Source organism: Microcoleus sp. D2_18a_D3, from assembly GCF_036702455.1.
Lineage (GTDB): Bacteria > Cyanobacteriota > Cyanobacteriia > Cyanobacteriales > Microcoleaceae > Microcoleus.
This window is the reverse complement of sequence record NZ_JAUBTK010000081.1, coordinates 1-16,660: the sequence shown is the minus strand read 5'-3', so window position 1 is coordinate 16,660 and position 16,660 is coordinate 1. Positions and strand designations below refer to the sequence as shown.

The 16,660-nt window shown below is 47.3% G+C and carries 15 protein-coding genes; 9 read left to right on the top strand and 6 right to left on the bottom strand.

All coding sequences use genetic code 11. From position 1 onward, the window contains the following. Positions 1-171: 171 nt before the first annotated feature. Positions 172-369 (bottom strand): hypothetical protein, encoded by a 198-nt coding sequence (locus QUB06_RS27330; protein ID WP_333437952.1) that lies wholly within the window; start codon positions 367-369, stop codon positions 172-174. On the opposite strand from QUB06_RS27330, the gene QUB06_RS27325 reads away from it, so the two are divergent. Next, entirely contained in the window at positions 368-1,123 is a 756-nt protein-coding gene (locus tag QUB06_RS27325; RefSeq protein WP_333437951.1) for an SGNH/GDSL hydrolase family protein, read from the top strand. The genes QUB06_RS27330 and QUB06_RS27325 overlap by 2 nt on opposite strands. Positions 1,124-1,225: 102 nt before the next feature. On the opposite strand, the gene QUB06_RS27320 is transcribed toward QUB06_RS27325, so the two are convergent. The 3 genes from QUB06_RS27320 to QUB06_RS27310 form a co-directional block, all read right to left on the bottom strand. Then, positions 1,226-2,125, bottom strand: a complete 900-nt coding sequence (locus tag QUB06_RS27320) for a DUF4436 family protein (RefSeq protein WP_333437950.1) — start codon at positions 2,123-2,125, stop codon at positions 1,226-1,228. A gap of 238 nt (positions 2,126-2,363) precedes the next feature. After that, on the bottom strand, positions 2,364-3,857 hold the full coding sequence (locus tag QUB06_RS27315; protein WP_333437949.1) for a carotenoid oxygenase family protein: 1,494 nt from the start codon (positions 3,855-3,857) through the stop codon (positions 2,364-2,366). A gap of 130 nt (positions 3,858-3,987) precedes the next feature. Further along, complete coding sequence (locus tag QUB06_RS27310; protein ID WP_333437948.1) at positions 3,988-5,442, bottom strand: folate/biopterin family MFS transporter; 1,455 nt, start codon at positions 5,440-5,442, stop codon at positions 3,988-3,990. Positions 5,443-5,590: 148 nt separating this feature from the next. Between QUB06_RS27310 and QUB06_RS27305 the strand changes: the two genes are divergently transcribed. From QUB06_RS27305 to QUB06_RS27280, 6 genes are all read left to right on the top strand, one after another. Next, entirely contained in the window at positions 5,591-6,070 is a 480-nt protein-coding gene (locus tag QUB06_RS27305; protein ID WP_333437947.1) for a hypothetical protein, read from the top strand. 46 nt (positions 6,071-6,116) lie between these two features. Beyond that, positions 6,117-6,605: a hypothetical protein gene (locus QUB06_RS27300; RefSeq protein WP_333284572.1), complete on the top strand. Its 489-nt coding sequence runs from the start codon at positions 6,117-6,119 to the stop codon at positions 6,603-6,605. Between the two features lie 2 nt (positions 6,606-6,607). Beyond that, complete coding sequence (locus tag QUB06_RS27295) at positions 6,608-6,985, top strand: HEPN domain-containing protein (protein WP_333318000.1); 378 nt, start codon at positions 6,608-6,610, stop codon at positions 6,983-6,985. 152 nt (positions 6,986-7,137) lie between these two features. Continuing rightward, positions 7,138-7,623, top strand: a complete 486-nt coding sequence (locus tag QUB06_RS27290; protein ID WP_333437946.1) for a cupin domain-containing protein — start codon at positions 7,138-7,140, stop codon at positions 7,621-7,623. Between the two features lie 6 nt (positions 7,624-7,629). Further along, a complete protein-coding gene (locus QUB06_RS27285; protein ID WP_333437945.1) occupies positions 7,630-8,265 on the top strand; it encodes a class I SAM-dependent methyltransferase in 636 nt (211 codons plus the stop codon). A gap of 474 nt (positions 8,266-8,739) precedes the next feature. After that, positions 8,740-12,102 (top strand): Calx-beta domain-containing protein, encoded by a 3,363-nt coding sequence (locus tag QUB06_RS27280; protein WP_333437944.1) that lies wholly within the window; start codon positions 8,740-8,742, stop codon positions 12,100-12,102. Positions 12,103-12,391: 289 nt separating this feature from the next. Here the strand turns inward: QUB06_RS27280 and QUB06_RS27275 are convergent, their stop codons facing one another. Together QUB06_RS27275 and QUB06_RS27270 are read right to left on the bottom strand one after the other, a co-directional pair. Next, on the bottom strand, positions 12,392-13,660 hold the full coding sequence (locus tag QUB06_RS27275; protein ID WP_333284564.1) for a sodium:proton antiporter: 1,269 nt from the start codon (positions 13,658-13,660) through the stop codon (positions 12,392-12,394). A 160-nt stretch (positions 13,661-13,820) separates the two neighbouring features. After that, positions 13,821-14,198: a hypothetical protein gene (locus QUB06_RS27270; RefSeq protein WP_333437943.1), complete on the bottom strand. Its 378-nt coding sequence runs from the start codon at positions 14,196-14,198 to the stop codon at positions 13,821-13,823. A gap of 41 nt (positions 14,199-14,239) precedes the next feature. On the opposite strand from QUB06_RS27270, the gene QUB06_RS27265 reads away from it, so the two are divergent. Further along, complete coding sequence (locus tag QUB06_RS27265) at positions 14,240-14,821, top strand: response regulator transcription factor (protein WP_333437942.1); 582 nt, start codon at positions 14,240-14,242, stop codon at positions 14,819-14,821. A gap of 205 nt (positions 14,822-15,026) precedes the next feature. Next, on the top strand, positions 15,027-16,660 hold a 1,634-nt coding region (locus QUB06_RS27260; protein ID WP_333437941.1), incomplete at its 3' end, for a DUF4347 domain-containing protein.

The window sequence follows — 16,660 nt, the reverse complement described above, 5'->3', positions numbered from 1 at the left end:
TTTTTTTTCTCCACGGATGAATCCGGGGGCTTGTATGCTGGATGCTTTCGGTCAACAACCTGGTTTCTGCGTTAAGGCTTATAACTTCGGATTTGGCGTCTAAACCAGGTTTTTGTGAGGCCAGGACTGAGTTATTGAAATAAGTGACAAAAACCCCTGAAATGGATAATATTATTGCAGAGATAAATTAGTTAGAGTTTTAGTAGGAATCTGCGTAATGTATCCCAATGCGCGTGAAGCGAAGCTATCCCGTTCCCCGCAGGGGTTCCCGAAGGGTAGGGAATCGCCCCGTCCCAAACTCCGGCTGAGGCAAGTTTTAATCAGACTTCCCATCGCCGTAATTGCTGGTATTATCATCGCCTTCAACATGCCTCACTCCTTAATTCCAGTGTTTAAAGAATCCGTATCCCAAGCAACGCCCCCACCAGAAATCCAGAACCTGCTCGCCGGCAAGCGCAAAATTGTGATAGTGGGCGACAGCATCACCGAGGCCGGGAAATACCCCGGAGGTTACGTTTGGCTGCTGCAACGCTATCTGAATGCCCTTTATCCCGATCGCAAAATCGAAATCGTCAACGCGGGGATCGGCGGTAACAAGTCAACTGATATGCAAGCGCGCTTCCAGAAAGATGCGATCGACCAAAAGCCAGGTTTAGTGATGATTAATGTCGGAGTCAACGACGTTTGGCACGCTTTCGTCGACTTCCAAAAAAATCAGTTTTATCCGCAAGGCAACTCGCCCACGGGAGTGCCACTGGCAGAATATCGGGAGAAAATAACTCAAATGGTGCTGGCGGCAAAAGCCGCAGGAATTCGAGTTGTACTGCTTTCTCCTACTCCGATAGGGGAAAATCTCGACGGCCCAGAAAATCGCCGGTTGCCAGAGTATATTGCCGCGATGCGAGAACTTGCGTTAGATAATCAGTGCTTGTTTATTGATTTGAATGCGCCTTTTCGGGAAGTTATCGGCACGTATCAAAAGCACGCGGGCAAGACTGTGAATTTGTTGGCTGCTGATGGAGTTCACCCGAATCCGTCGGGGTATCAAATTATGGCTTTTACTATTTTGCGAGGTTTGGGAGTACCCGCAAATGATATTGAGAATTTAGAAGTCAAAAAGTGAATCTTTGAATGTAGTTGACTGTTGACGGTTGGCTGTTAATTGAAAGTATCGAAGCTACAACCCCCCTGATTTAGATAGGGGGTAACTTATTCCAATCTAAAATCATTCAATTGGCGGATGATACCGCTTCAACCAACAGCTACCAATAATAACTAAGGCGACCACAACTATAATTTCCGTCCAAAAAAACGACAGAAAATCACTTGCAGTTCCCACCGGAGGCACCCCCGGTTGAGCATTGCGGATAGCGGGAAAAGCAAACAGCATCACAGCAGTCCAACTCAGCATTCCCACTTCCGGCACTTTGCCAGATTTCATCACTTTTAATGCTAGCAACAATGCCATAATTGACAGCACCCACATGATGACAATAATCACTAACGCAAAGAACTTCACCGGCAGCGATCGAGTTGCAGAAACATCGATATAAATAAAGATAGATGAATTCTCTTCCATCGGCTTATAACTGATGTCGAAACCTGGAACATCGGCATTAAACTTAAATTCCAGCGGCACGGGATTCAGTTCAAAGGGAGCAAACTTTTTACCAATCGAAGGCAGCGGGTCGATCGAAATAGCTACTTTAGCAATGTGCTTGTCAAACGGATAATTATTAATTTTTCCCTTGACTAAGTTAAACTTCAAGGCAGGGACAATCATCGGTTTACCTTCTTTAAAGGTAATTTCCGAATCCTGTACATTTGCGCCGTTAACTGTCATTAACAAGTCTTGAGCTGGGTAAGTTGGCCCTTTTTTATAAATACCTTTTAGTTCAAACTGCAAGCGGGCTTCTAATTCGTTTTTAATGGGATCAACGGCAATTAATGTCATTTTGACCTCAACCAAGCCTTTGGACGCTACAGCGCTTTCGGGAGATAAATTGTAAGGCTCTTGGGCGTTAGCATTGTGAGAGTAAATAGATAAGATAATTGCCAAGATTACGACGATACTGCAAATTAAAATAAGTAGTTTTTGGAGAGGAAATTTGTTGACAGTTTGCATTTACTAGGTATTTTTATGTGTTAAATTGTTGTTAGTATTTCTCGCAGTCTCCGCAGTCCACCAGGGGTTTAAACCCCTGGCTCATAGCTAAAGTCGGTTAAAACCGACTGAAGAAACCCGATCGATAATAAATGTTGGTTTTAGTCCTCTTTTAGAGGACTTTCGCTGTGAGCCGGGGGTTTTCAACCCCCGGCGGGCTGTGGCGAGCGGCGCAAGAACCAGGCGAATCAACGCGCAACTATGAACCGATAGGAAGCAGTACATTTGGTGTAAAACAGCCGTGAAAACCGTAGGGAATGTGCTGTTTTAAATGCAAGCGCGCTAGGGGTCCTTTGGTGATGTCGCGAGCATCTAAAATCGCTAAGGTCGATCGATGATTAGCTGCATCATACATTAAACTCAGCAGCCAGCCGTCATCCTCCGCAACAGCATCGGGACGGAGAACAAACATCGGTTCCCCCGCAAAACCTCGTGGCGCCGCACTCCAAATTTGCCTTTCACCAGTCACGAAATCAAATTTGAGGATAGCTTGCAAAGGAGCATTTCCCCTGGGAGCATCAGCAACACCCATATAAAGATATCGGTAAGGTTGTCCGACATTATTGGGATGCAGAGTCGGAAACTCGCAAGACGGAGTTTCAACAACTTGATGCTGCACGGTTTTGTCTTGCAAATTTAACTTAAAGCGCCACAATTCGCTCGCTGGAAGGCTGTCAAAATCAACCTCGCGAAAACCGCCCTCTGCTTCTACAGCGGGAAATGATTCGTAACAAACTGAGTCAACAAAAACTTCGTCTCCTTCTTCCCAGGCGTTGCAGTGGTGGAAGACAAAACAAGGTTCAGTTTCTAATATCTTCACCTCGTCAGTGCCGTTGCGGGGAATTAAAATTGCTTGCGTTGGCTTGTTGGGCGAAAATTTGAGGCACTCGGATGCACTCCGAAATCCTAACAAGAAAGGCAGGGGATTGAAGCTGAGGGGATTTTGGAAGAATATGCAGTAATTCGGGGTAATTGCCATGTCGTGCAGGAAGGCAAAACCCGGTATTGCATGGGCGTGACGCTGCAAAAGTTTGCCGCTTTCGTCGAGTTCGTAAATCGTGATGGTACTCGACAAACCGGGCTTGACAGAAAAGTTTACTAATCTGTCTCCTGCTCCATTTTTCCCTTTTTCAATTCTCGGGTGGGCGGCGAAGGGTTCACCGGGTTGTAAAATGCCGTCTAGGGTGTCTAAGCCGAGTGTGTCTAGGGTGCGGGGGTCGAGTCTGTAGGGCTGTCCTCCTTCCCAAAGTGCTAGCAGTTTGTCGCCCCAATAAATGATGTTGGTGTTGGCAGCGTTTTTGACTTTGACATCAAAGATGTTGGCTAGCCAGCCGCCCGGTTTCTGCGTGCCGAAGCCTCGGTAAAGGATTTTTCCGGCTTTTTGTTCGGCGATATAGCCTTCTGTGCGGACGAATCGATTGCGGAAATGGGCGCGGCCTTCCGATATGGCGATCGCACAAATCATGCCGTCGCCGTCAAACGGGTGGTGGATGGGCTGGCCGTTGACATCCAACAATCCGGGCCCGTTGCGAAAGAATGTGCCTTGCAAGCCGGCGGGAATTTCGCCTTCTATGTTGTCAATCCAGTAGTCGAATTCGTTGGGTTGGGATTCGTAGCCGCGCTGCCAGTCTGTGCGATCGTATGATGGGTTTTGGGCGGCTGTTTGAGGTTGGGAAATCTGTAATTTTTGCATGGGTATAATAAGCTTTTATTGATTTAACGGCAGAGAACACAGAGGGCGCAGAGAGAAGGAAATTCGGAGAATTGGGAAACACAGTTAAATTCATCGGTGTATCCGTGTCAAAATCCGTGTGTGCCTTCCTTTATTTGCTGTCTGCTGTGCGCCTTTGTGACCTTACTGTGGGTACTAAGTCGGGAAAGTATTCGGGCATGAAATGCTGTCCGCCTGGTTTGGAACTGCCCGGTTCTGGTTCTAATACGGGAAGAGAGTTTTGAGAGTTTGGATCGCCGCTTTCTGTGCTTTCGGCGGGCAGCCAATTTAAGAACGGTAGGGGCAGAAGTGTGGACAGGTTTGTGATGATGACTAGCAGCCAGAGGTTATCAAAATTGCGATCGGTAATTCCTAGCAAGTGGGTCAAAAGTGCGCCGCCTTCGTGGGACAAAAGTCCTGCTAAATTTGTGATTGACATCAGCAACGCAAATAAAGTTGCTTCGACGCCTGGGGGACACAAGCGGGCGGAGAGTACCAGCACCGGCATATAAGCAATTTGTCCGATTACTGTCAGGATCAGGCTGTCTCCGATGCTGAACCATTGATCGTCAATTCCTAAAGCTCGGTTGGCATGAGTTACTAATAATAAAGTAGTCATGCCCAAAGCTGTCGCAATGACCGTTGACCAGCCAAAAATTACTCGAAATGGAACTGTTTTAAGGAACCGCTGAAACAGCCAGACGCCTGCGAGGGCTGCAATGCTGGTAACGAGGCGCACTCGGCCTAGAAATTCTGGTGGAAAGCCTAATTCGTTGGTGGTGAAAAAGAAGAAGGCGGAGTCAGAGCTTGGGGTGGCTTGCAAGATGAAGAGAAAGGCGGTGGGCAGCCAAATTGTTTTTTGGGTAACAGCTTGCCGTAGTTGTTTTAGTTGGTCTTTGACCGTTTCAAAGTCGGTTCTTTTGTTGGTTTTTTCTTCGGCAATTAACCAAGCTGTTGCTGATACAATTAGCGGGAAAGATGCGGTGATTAAAAAGATAGTGTGGGTGCTGAAGTGTTGCAGCAGGGAACCGCTGAGGTAGGCGGTAATTAATCCGCCGAGGGCTGCAGCGCCCCAAGACAAGGATTGCAGGGAACCTGCGTCGGTAACGGATTCTTTTCTGGCCCTTTCGACTACCAGGGAGTCGGCGATTACGTCGCTGACTGCTAGGGAGAGGGAACTCAGGGCGATCGCGCCTGTAGCTGCAAGCGGTGTGTGTACAATTGTTGCGAGGCTCACCCATGCTGACGTTCCCAGCAGCCCGGAAAGGACGATGTAAGGGCGTCTGCGGTAGCCGAATATCGGCAAACCGTCCGACATGAAGCCGAACACGGGTTTGATAATCCAAGGCAGGGCGACGACGCCCAGCATTGCCGAGACTTCGGCGGGACTCATACCTAGTTCGTCTTTGAGAAAGAAGCTGACGGCTAAGCGGGCGAGTCCGAGAATGCCTTGGACGAAGTAAATCAGTAAGATGGCTATGAGTTCGGGGGTTGGCTCATTCCCAAAGAATACTTTTTCTTTTAAAGATTCTTTGAGTTTGCTGACGCCGGAGGGGGAAACGAGCATTTGAGCAATATTTCTTAATGAATCTCAATATTTATAACACATTCTTAATGGTTTGCGGGAACTGCCGGAGGTGGGATGCGAAAGTGAAGGGGAGGTGGCAGCTACTATAAAATTATGATGAGCTCGAATTAAAGGATTTTGGGTAGCAATGAAAGCAGAAATTAGAATTGTCTTTCTCGCAGTTGCTGGGATGTTAGGAATCGGGGCTAATTTAGCCTCAGCAATACCTGTTGCTAACAAGCAAGGTGATTATCCGGTTCCGCCTGCGAGACAGCGGGGCAACCGGCAGGTAAATTGGTTGGTTGTTGACTCTGATTCTAAAGGGTTGAATTGCCGGATGGCTCAGAGATTTCGCTCAATTTCTGTAGACGGTTTGGATGCGCCTGCTGAGTTGTTTGAAAGAAATAAACACAATGTTTCGCAGTGGGCTGTCGTGACTGCGTTTTGGCGAGGAAAACGATTGCAAGCGGTGACAGGAAATAATGCCAATCAAATTATGATTTCTGACTATCAGGGTAAACCTTGGCTGCCGATTTCCACGGATAAGGGTAATTGTTTTGTGCGGGCGAACAGCCGTTTTATTAAACCGATTCGGGAAAATCCCACGACTTTAAAACCGTTAGAATAAGGCAGAATGGAAACAGGAAAAACAAAGCTTAGATTATACAACTTATATGCAAACCGCGAGCAATTCTCAAACCCTAACAATCCAACTGTCTCCTGAAGACAGCGAAAGGCTTTTGGCAGAAGCAAAACGCCGTCGAGTTGATGCCAACAGCCTAGCCGAGATGCTGCTGCACGACAGCTTAACCCAGCTAAATCCAGTTTCTTTGGCTGATATTAAATCTTTGGAAAAATTGTACAGCTTCCGGGAAAAAACAGAAATATTGCAGTTCCTAGAAAAATATCAGTTTTTGATTCCCATATTGCTGGAAGCACCAGACAAAATTTCCAATTACTTCCCCGGTAAAAAGTTGTGCCTTGAAGTTGAGGCAGACTCGGAATTTATTGACTCCGCGCAGCTATTTCTGGATATTATTATTGATGGTGACGCCGATGAAATCATAGACGAGGCACTTGACAAAGAAGAAAAATTGTCTGAGGATTGGTATTTACCTCTGCCGTATGAGGTGCGGAGAGTTTTTAGTTGTGGCGTGCGCTAATAATGACTTTTGACTGGTCGCAGTACCTGAATCTAGCAAAAGAATTTCTCGGTCAACCGACTCCTCCTGCCAATCAAGAAGCCAAAATGCGATCGGCTATCAGTCGGGCATATTATGCAGCTTTTATCAGTGCTAGAAATTACTTGCAGGAAACAGAAGGGCATTCTATTCCGAAAACGGCAGATGCTCACAAGTATGTTGTGCAGCAGTTCAAACAGAGTTCGGACGCCGATCGTAAAAATATAGGGAGGAACTTGGAAAAGTTGAGGAGGGATCGAAACGAAGCAGATTATAACAATAATGTACCCGAACTGTTCAAGATTAGCAAAATAGCTGTCAAGCGATCGCAGCGGGTAATCTCTCAGTTAAGCAACTTATAAACTGTCAAGTTTTAAGCCCTAGCGAGTCACTGTTTCGACAATTATTTTCTTAGTTTCAGCGGGTGTCAAATTTGGATTTGCCTACTTGGTCTACAATCTAAAGTTGATAGGGAATGTGGGCAAGATGTCCTTATTGTATTTAGGGCTGTTATATGATTATCGATCCTAAAAATGTGCCGGAAATAACGGGTTCCAAGTACCCTCAGCAATTCCAATATGCTGTTGCGGGGAGAGTTAAAAAACGCTTGGGCGATGCGGCGGGATTGCAGAATTTTGGGGTAAATTTGGTGAGGCTGGCACCGGGAAGCTGTTCTGCTCTCAGGCACTGGCATACCCGTCAAGATGAGTTAATCTATGTTCTGGAAGGGGAAGTTACTCTGATTACAAATTCGGGAGAGCAAGTGCTGAAACCGGATATGGCGGCGGGTTTCCCGGCTGGGGATGCTGACGGACACCATTTAGTCAACCGCACGAATTCAGATGTTGTTTATCTGGAAATTGGCGATTCCCTTCGGGATAGCTTCGCTTCACGCACTCCGGGAGATAGTGCCGAATATCCCGATGACGATCTAATTGCGAAAGCTAACGGGAATAGTTGGATTTTTACGCACAAAAACGGCGAGGTTTATGAGGATTAAAAAATTATGAGTCAAGTGAATCTTTGGACTTCGGCGGAACACGCTTTGTGGTATCTTGCTAAAGCTGATGGTATTCCTCACCGCACTGAAGGTGAAGCGGTTTTGTTGGAGGAAGTGCCGAAAAATGTTAAACGAATTCTGGATGTGGGTACGGGAGACGGGCGGTTGCTGGGTTTGCTTAAGTGCGATCGACCAAATGTTGAATGTGTGGCGATCGACTTTTCGCCGACAATGCTGGAAAAAGCCAGAATTCGCTTTGCGGATGACCAGAATGTCACGGTAATCGAGCACAATTTTGATGAATCGCTACCGGATTTGGGCAAGTTTGATGCGGTTGTTTCTAGTTTTGCGATTCATCACGTAGCAGACGATCGCAAACGTTGGCTTTACACTGAGATTTTCGAGCTTTTGGAACCGGGAGGCATTTTTTGCAATTTGGAGCACGTAGCGTCCGCAACTCCCGCTTTGCACGAGAAATTTCGAGAGGCGATCGGTATTAGCAACGATCCAGACGATCCCTCTAATAAATTGCTGGATGTAGAAACGCAACTGCGATGGTTTAGAGAAATTGGTTTTACCGATGCAGACTGTTATTGGAAGTGGCGGGAACTTGCTTTATTAGTTGGGGTGAAACCTGTTTAGCCGTGTCAAGGTGGCGAAGAAGGCTCCCAAACGCTTGAAATTTCGTTGCGGGCGTGAGCTCGATCTAATTTTTTTCAACCGCGCGAGACAATAAATCTTGTTTATTATCGCTCGCCAACCGATAGGATGACGTAAAGCAGATCGATCGCACCTTGACGCGCGCTGGCTGAAACCAGTTTAATGGCTAAACAAAATTGTAGTTAATTGCAAAGCCTAAGTAACCACACAAAATTAATTACATAAAGACTCCTTGCTAGGCAAGGGTTTCAGTAGAAATATTTTGTAATTAATTCTGCACACCTACTTACGCGCTTCCTTTGGGCAGCCAAACTGCGAAACTTTATTAAGTTTGCAGCGTCATTGATTCTAATTTGCAATATCGCACTACGCGCGCGATGGAAATCGCGATCGCTTCGCCTAACCCGCGAGATCAGCGCTAGAGCTACAACCATCACTTAGCATCTATCAAAAAGAATGGCTACACTAGAAGGTACCCCCAACAACGATGTTTTAATTGGCTTTCCTGGAAGTAACTCGCTCTCTGGCAAACAAGGCGATGATACCCTGTTTGGCGCAGAAGGGGACGATCAAATCTTTGGCAACCAAGGTAATGACTACATCTTGGGCAACCAAGCCAATGATACCCTCTACGGCGGCAAAGACAGTGACCTAGTTCAAGGCGACGCAAACGAGGATTGGGTGTTTGGCGATAACGGTAATGATACCCTCGAAGGAGGGCAGGGAAACGATTTTGTGCGCGGTGGCAAAGAAAATGATTTGCTATCTGGAAATGAAGGCAATGATGTCCTATTTGGAGATAGCGGTGCCGATACATTAAGCGGTGGCGATGGTGACGACGTTTTTGTGATCGGCCGAGTACAAAATAATTCTGTTAATACCGGCAGTTCTACTCTTGCCAATGCTGACGTGATTGCCGACTTTAGCCTGGCTACAGACTTAATAGGACTCGATAGAGGCTTGCAGTTTCAAGACTTGAATATCTCTCAAGGAACAGGCGATTTTGCCAGAGATACGATCGTTCGAGATAACGTGACAGGCGAATATCTCGCTATTTTAAAAGGTATTAACAGCAGCAGTATCCGAGCCGCCAATTTCACCACCTCACTCGCTCCAGTTACCTCAACATCAACCCCCAGTATCTTAGAATTCAGCACCTCTAGCTACAGGGCCGACGAGGGTCCGAGTGGCACTTCCGAAATTGTCGCCACAGTTCAACGCACTGGCAGCAGCGAGGGGGCAGTCAGCGTTCAAGTGGAACTAGATACACCTTCCACAGCTACTGTTACCGAAGACTACATTAACAATCTGCCAGTAACTATCAACTTTGCCAGCGGCGAAGAATCCAAAACTGTATCAATTCCCATTGTGGGAGATACCTTTGTCGAACCCGACGAACAGATTAAAGTGAAATTGGTTAATCCTGTAGGTAGGGTAACTTTAGGAAGTCAGCAAACTGCTACGTTCACTATTATTAACGATGACATATCAATCCCCAGTCTCTTAGCATTCAGCACCTCTAGCTACAGTGCCAACGAGGGCAACAGTGGCAGTCCCAATCAAGTTGTCGCCACAGTTCAACGCACTGGCAGCAGCGAGGGGGCAGCCAGCGTCCAAGTGGAACTAGATACCTCTTCCACAGCTACTGTTACCGAAGACTACATTAACAATCTGCCAGTTACTATCAACTTTGCCAGCGGCGAAGAATCCAAAACTGTATCAATTCCCATTGTGGGAGATACGATTGTCGAACCAGACGAACAGATTAATTTGAAATTAGTTAATCCTGTAGGCAGGGGAATTTTAGGAAGTCAGCAAACTGCTACCTTCACTATTATTAACGATGACATTTTGCCAACGGTCAGCATCGCTCCTATAGATGAGGCAGCAGCAGAAACAGGCAACAATCCAGCCACTTTTCGCATTAGTCGCGCTGGTGAGAGTCGCGGCAACTTAACAGTCAACCTAGCAGTAGACGGTAGTAGCAACAATCCAACTAAACCTAGCGACTACACCCTCAGCGGTGGCGGCGTTTCTGTCAACAGTTCAAATGTCAGCGTCACCATCCCGGATGGACAAAATTTTGTAGATGTGAGCCTCACCGCTGTCGATGATATCCAAGCTGAGGCACAGGAGACACTGAAGCTGAAACTAGCAGATGGGAATTACCAAATTGATGCTGACCAAAACAATACTACTATCGCGATCGAAGCCAATGATACCGTAGTTGTCAATAGCAATGACAGCCTGACAGACTACAGTCTGGCAGAAGGTTCGTTTCGACAAGCACTGCTGAATGCTAACGCTATAGCTGGGAATGATACTATTACTTTCAATCTGCCAGCCGAACCGCAGACAATCAATCTCACAGGAGTATTGCCTGAGATTAGCGGCGATGTCACTATTACTAATAGCACTGGTTCTAGCAACCTGACAGTGCGGCGGGATACGGGCGGAGATTACCGGATTTTCAAGGTAAACAGTGGAGTCAGTGCGACTTTTGACGGATTAACTATCGCCAATGGTTTTATAAGTGACGACGGCGGCGGCATCTATAACGACGGTGGCACAGTAAATGTGACCAACAGCACTCTCTCTAACAACAGCACTCTCTCTAACAACATTGTGAAAGATAGCAACGGTGGTGGCATCTACAACAATGGCGGCACAGTAAATGCGACCAACAGCACTTTCTCTAGCAACAGTTTGAGGTATAACTTCCGTGACTTCGGTGTGAATCCCCTCCCCAGTGGTGGTGGCATCCACAATGAGGGCGGCACAGTAAATTTGACTAACAGCATTTTCTCAGGCAACAATGGCTCGACAGCAAGCAAAGGCGGTGCCATCTCAAACAATAGCGGCACAGTAAACGTGACGAACGGCACTTTCTCAGGCAACAGCGCTACCAATGGCGGTGGCATCTCTAACAATGGCCCAGGCACAGTCAAAGTAGCAAACAGCACTTTTTCTGACAACGTTGGAGTGCGTTTTACCCTAGGGCTTCCGGCATCAGTAGATGGTGCTGCCATCTTTAACCAAGGCGGTACTGTGGAGGTGACAAACAGCACTCTTTCTGGCAACAAAGGGGGCGGTGGCCGTGGTGGCGGCATTCATAACCGTGAGGGTGGCACAGTCAAAGTGACGAACAGCACTCTTTCTGGTAACACACTGGAGAGTTTTTTGGTGGGAGATTTGCTTTTTGGCGGTGGCATTTATAACGATAACGGCACAGTAGAGGTGACCAACAGCACTCTCTCTGGAAACACAGCAATTCACCCAAATGGCAGCGGTGCTGGCATCTATAACAATGCTGGCACGGTAACGTTGACCAACAGCACTCTCTCGGGCAACCAAGCAAACCCCTCCACCACCTATAATGGCGCAATCATTTTGCCTGCCCCTGGAAGTGGTGGTGGTATATGGAACGGCGGCACGGTGAATGTCAAAAATACTATCATCGCTCAGAACAGTGCGGCCACTGGCCCTGACGTTTTCGGCAGCTTCGCCAGCGGTGGCTACAACTTAATTGGCGACGGTACTGGCAGCACTGGTTTTACTGCTGTCGGCGATCAAGTTGGCACTACTGCTGCACCTATTGACCCCCTACTAAACCCCCTGACAAATAACGGTGGCCCGACTCAGACTCTGGCACTGCAACCGGCTAGTCCCGCTATTAATGGTGGCGACCCAGCTTTTGTTTTAACCTCTGGACCTTTTATCGGTCCTCCCTTCTACGACCAGCGGGGTATCTCTCCTTTTAATCGCGTTAGCGGGGGAATTATTGACATCGGCGCTTTCGAGTCTCCTCTGGTCCCTTAAGGCCTGTAGGATGCGTTGCAATGCCTTTGTTGTCAACTTAAGGCTGACGGCATAACTGAGGCACAGAAAGCAACCCTGTGCGCTTTGGGGGCGATCGACAATTAAGATTTAGTAGGGTGGGTGACTCTCAATCATCTCACTGGGAATTGAAGAACTCAAAGTCACGCACCTTACTCAATTAGTCCTCGACGCAGAAATCGGTTTTTTTTAGGAAGAGACTGCATGGTTAACCTTTAATAGGAGCACAAAACCCAGTTTATAAAGGTATTTATGCGTCCAGGACTATGAATTAAATTAAATCCGGTACTTTAGGTTTGATTCGGCGCTCGTACCAGTTCATTAGCGGGGTGGAAGTAATCCCGTGCAAAACCACAGAAATTATGATTGTTGAAAAGGTAATCCAGGCAATTCTTTCCCCTATTTCGCCTTCCAAACCCTTACCAAAAGCATAGGTAAGATAATAGATAGAACCGACACCACGAATGCCGAACCAGCCATAAAGCCAGCGGTTGGCGGGATGCAAAGGACTGCCGATCGTACTAATCCAAGCTCCCACAGGCCGGATTAAAAAAATCAACAATCCAGCTACTAAGAGGGAGTATCCTCCATAGGCCAACATAGGCTCTAGGCGCAAAAGCGAACCTAATAGTAAAATAGTTGCTACTTCCATTAACTTTTCTATGCGCTCGGTAAAGTGCAGTTGGGAAAGCGGCTTTTCTGGGTTTCGGTAACTCCCCTGCACGACAATTCCTGCTACAAAAACTGCGAGAAATCCGTAGCCGTTGACTACTTCGGTGAGGGAATATGTGAGCAGAATTGTGCTGAGGGCAATGAAATCTTCCATTAATTGATCGGCCGGTCGATAGCGTTGGAGTCTTAGATCGATCCAGGTGACGGCTTTAGCTACTAAAATTCCCATAACGATACCTGCGGCGATCGCCCAAATCAAGTCAACTGCTACCCACTGCGAAAACCACTTCGACCAGTTGTTATCTTTTAGCGAATAAATTCCGAAATAAACAAAGGGAAAAGCTAAAGCATCGTTCAAACCGCCTTCCGATGTTAAACCAAAGCGCAATTCATCGCGATCGTCTAGATTAGCTAACTGAACTTCTGAGGCTAAAACTGGATCTGTGGGAGCGAGAATTGCTCCCAGTAAAATCGCCGGGCCCCAATCTAATTTCACAAACCAATGACCGATCGCAGCTACTGCAAAAATAGAAATCGGCATTAAAAAACCGATCAGCCGCACTGTGGAATTCCAGGCCCAAAATTTCAGGGGGCGATTCATTTTTAAGCCGCAACTGAACAGAGAAACAATAACTACAAATTCTGTAAGCCTTACTAAAAATAGAGCTCCGGGACGCAAGTCAATCAGCTTGACGCCGTAGGGCCCCAATCCGATACCGACAATTAGATAAATTAAGGCATAAGATACAGGCAATCGCGAAATCCATCCGGAACCCAAGGTAACGGTAAGCAGGAGGATGCCAATAACTAGCAAGTTGAGAATGTAATCATCCACCATAGCGATCGCACTTTTAATCAGGTTTACCAAGTGCGATTTTGACAGGTAAAAGCTTCGAGCGCATCCACCGCCCGCTAGATTCAGCTATCCTCCGAAAGTTGCAGTTTTTATGCTAAATGACTAACAAGTCCCAACTCACAACTCACAACTGCTGACTACTGACTGCTGACTACTGACTAATAACTAATGACTACTGACTTTTTTCGGTAGCAATGATATGCAAATCTACGTGTTTGAGCGATCGCACTAACTGTTGAGTCAAAGAACCCCGCAGCAGCAAATGCCAGCGGGATTGCTGGCTTTCGCCGATCGCAATTTGAGTAATGCGATAATGTTTAGCTACCTCCGAAATCGCTTTGGCTATATTAGTGCCGTTTACCCGCAAAAATTGCCCGTTAAATTCTTGACAGAGTTTCTCACAAGTTTCAACGTGCAAGCTTTCTGCTTTTGTTAAAAATCGGTCGGGATCGTTGACAAACACAGCATAAAATTGGGCATTCATGTAGCTAGCAATCCTCGCGCCCCGCCGCAGCAGTTGCAAGGAATTCGGATAAGTCGAGATGCACACTAATACTCGTTAGTGAATGTTGCAAGATTGACCTTTTAAAGTTGCTGCCTCGTCTTCAACATTGTCTGCTACTTCTGGCATGGCGAGTTCTCGCAAAGCAATTAAATGACGGTTTGCCGGGAATTGGTGGTATTGAAGCGTGCCGCCAACTTAAAGATCGACATCCAGCAATTCCGGTTTTAATTTTAACATCTCATTCTCAAAAATCCTTAATTGAAAGATTAATTGCAGCCGGAGCTCAGGGCTATTGCCTTAAGGGAATTGCGGCGGAAACTTTGGTTTGGGCAATTCGATCGATAGCAGCGGGTGCTTCGTGGTGGGATAAGGTGGCAACTGCGGAAATTCGGGCGGTTTTTGCTAATCCTGAACCTGTGAAAGTTGGGTCAAAATGGGAAGTTTGGGAAAATCCGCTGACGAAGCGAGAACAGGAAATCTTGGCTTTAGTTGCGGGGGGGAAAAGCAATCAGGAAATTGCACAAATATTGTACATTGCTCCGGGGACTGTGCGGGTTCACGTGCACGCTATTTTGCAAAAGTTAGAAGTGCGCGATCGCACTCAAGCAGCAGTGCTCGCTATTCAGAAAGGATTGGTTGCTGAAGAACTTTTGGCGATCGAACCTTGATAGGGCGGGTTTTGTACCGGAATTGTCGGTTTTTTAAAGGAATTATTGGCTAAACCCGCCCCTATCAAGAGGCTTCTGTTGCAGGCTCACGGGAAATTAGTATCATTCGTCTTGATTGTTAATTTTACTCATGACATTGAATTTGTGAATTTGCTAAGCTAGACAGGCCTTAATTTTCCTACCGTCATCTAACCAAAGGTGTATTATGCCAAATTTTATCAGTTCAGTTTTTAGTTCGATCGCCTTTATCGACTCTGCCCTTCCCGATGGCCAAACTCTCCGCAATGGCATCGCAGCGGGGACAGAAGTTATTACCCTCGATGCGGCGCGGGATGGAGTAGAACAAATTACTGAGGCACTAGCGAGTCGCAGCAATATCAAAAGCATTCATATCATCTCCCACGGCCGCCCCGCGAGTTTACTGCTAGGCGCGATCGATCTAAACTTGACAAATTTAAAAACTTATGCTAGGAAATTGCAGCGGTGGTCGCGATCGCTGGCAGACAGTGGAGAGATTTTGCTTTATGGGTGTGATGTAGCGGCGGGGGAAAAGGGCGCTAACTTCGTGCAGCAACTGAGTCAGCTAACCAAGGCAAAAATTGCGGCTTCTCGATCGCCGATCGGCAGTTCGGCTATGGGCGGAGATTGGGAATTAGATTATACAACAGGAGCGGTGTCCTCTGGGCTGGCGATCGACCCAGCCACAAGAGCCGCTTACCAATTTGTGTTCGGTTTTACCCTCTATGACGGCACAAGTAACTTTGGGCTTTCTTCTGCAACACCGGGCATAGGGACACCGGGCGGTACTCAATTAGCTTACGGGCAGATACCTCTACCTTTTCTGCCTCCCCCAAATGGTTCTGGTGTTCCTCCTGCTGCTGGTGCGTTCTCGCCCAACACGACGGGCCTTAATACTGCTAGGGTGACTGCCGCGAATAACAATACAGGCTACGCGGGCTATAGCAACTACAAGTACACCCCTACTCCCGCGCCAGGAACATTTAATCTAGTTAACCCAAGTTTCCCCGCACTCAACCTCACCGACGGTTACAGCGTTTCTTTTCGAGTTGCAGTCAACGTTGAAAACAGTAATAGTGACAATCGGGCGGGTTTCAGCATCATCGCCATTAGCAGCGATGCTCAAAATGGCATTGAACTGGGTTTCACCAACCGCAACCTCGCCCCCAACGGAGGCATTTTTGCTCAAACCGGTGGTACACCAACATCAGCTCCCACCTTTACTCGCGGGGAAAGTGCACCTTTTAACATCAGCGAGACTACAGACTATAAACTCGTCGTTCAAGGCAGCACTTACAGCCTGTTTGCCGGCGCCACAGCATTGCTGACAAATCAGCCGCTGCAGAACTATACGGCATTTAATCCGGCAACCAGTCAGCCTGCTTTACCCTTTACTCCCTACAACAAGGCAAACTTCCTATTCTTCGGCGACGACACCGATCAAGCAAGTTCCACTTTTACTCTGGGCCCCATCTCGGTTAATAACTTCCCGGTGGCAAATCCTGACACCTATACTGTCCTGCACGACCAAATTCTCAACGGACTTCCATCCGTCTTAATCAACGACACCGACGCCAACAGCGACCCGCTAACTGCCACTTTAGTCACAGGCCCGACTAACGGTACGATCGCCTTTAATCTCCTCGGTGAGTTCACTTACACTCCGAACCCTGGGTTCGTCGGAATTGATACCTTCACTTACAGCGCTAGCGACGGGGCTGCGACTGTCCCCGCGACGGTGAACATCAACGTTACCAACAGTCTGCCAATAGTAAATCCCGACACCTACAGCGTCCTGCACGACAAAGTGCTCAGCGTAGC